Annotated in this window: 1 protein-coding gene; it reads right to left on the reverse strand. The window is 66.3% G+C overall.

Annotated elements, in window-relative coordinates; all coding sequences use genetic code 11:
- On the reverse strand, positions 1-1483 hold a 1483-nt coding region (locus JI739_RS24275; protein WP_201686603.1), incomplete at both ends, for a VCBS domain-containing protein.

The raw sequence follows: 1483 nt of genomic DNA on the forward strand, positions 1-1483 counted from the left end.
GTCAGTCAGGTCGACGTCGCTGAACGAGATCGTGCCGGAGTCGGTGAGGTTGCTAGCAGGTGTGACCAGTTCCGTCACGGCGCCGGTCACATCTTCAGCAGCGACGATGGGGCCGTCGTTGGTGCCGGTGATCGTGACGGAGACGGTGCGTTCCACCGTTCCGCCATTGCCGTCGCTGAGGGTGAAGGTGAAGGTCTCGACCTTGGGCTGGCCGGCGGCCAGGTACTCGACGGCCGAAGCGGCGACGCTGTAGTTCCAGGTGACCACGCCGCCGGTGCCGTTGCCGGTCGTGTCGGTGGTGACGTTGGCGGTGAGGGTGCCCAGGGCGCCTTCCGAGACGGTGACGCCGCTGACGCTGTGAACGTCGGTCAGGTCGACATCGCTGAAGGCGATGGTGCCCGAGTCGGTGAGGTCGCCTGCCGGGCTGACCAGCTCGGTCACGGCGCCGGTGACGTCTTCAGCAGACACGATCGGACCGTCGTTGGTGCCGGTGATGGTGACGGAGACAGTGCGCTCCACCGTGCCGCCATTGCCGTCGGAGATTGTGAAGGTAAAGGTCTCGATCTTGGGCTGGCCGGCGGCCAGATACTCGACGGCCGAAGCGGCGACGCTGTAGTTCCAGGTGACGACGCCGCCGGTGCCCGTGTTGGTCGTGTCGGTGGTGACCTGGGCAGTGAGCGTACCCAGGGCGCCGGCGCTGGCGGTGACGGCGCTCACGCTATGGACGTCAGTCAGGTCGACGTCGCTGAACGAGATGGTGCCGGAGTCAGTGAGGTTGCTAGCAGGTGTGACCAGCTCGGTCACGGCGCCGGTGACGTCTTCAGCGGCCACGATCGGACCGTCGTTGGTGCCGGTGATGGTGACGGAGACAGTGCGCTCCACCGTGCCGCCATTGCCGTCGGAGATTGTGAAGGTAAAGGTCTCGATCTTGGGCTGGCCGGCAGCCAGATACTCGACGGCCGAAGCGGCGACGCTGTAGTTCCAGGTGACGACGCCGCCGGTGCCCGTGTTGGTCGTGTCGGTGGTGACCTGGGCAGTGAGCGTACCCAGGGCGCCCGAGCTGGCGGTGACGGCGCTCACGCTGTGGACGTCAGTCAGGTCGACGTCGCTGAACGAGATGGTGCCGGAGTCAGTGAGGTTGCTAGCAGGTGTGACCAGCTCGGTCACGGCGCCGGTGACGTCTTCAGCAGACACGATCGGACCGTCGTTGGTGCCGGTGATGGTGACGGAGACAGTGCGCTCCACCGTGCCGCCATTGCCGTCGGAGATCGTGAAGGTAAAGGTCTCGATCTTGGGCTGGCCGGCGGCCAGATACTCGACGGCCGAGGCCGGGACGCTGTAGTTCCAGGTGACCACACCCCCGGTGCCCGTGTTGGTCGTGTCGGTGGTGACGCTGGCGGTGAGCGTACCCAGGGCGCCCGAACTGGCGGTGACGGCGCTCACGCTGTGGACGTCGGTCAGGTCGACGTCGCTGAACGAGATG

The sequence above is a fragment of the Ramlibacter aurantiacus genome (assembly GCF_016722895.1).
GTDB classification, from domain to species: domain Bacteria; phylum Pseudomonadota; class Gammaproteobacteria; order Burkholderiales; family Burkholderiaceae_C; genus Ramlibacter; species Ramlibacter aurantiacus.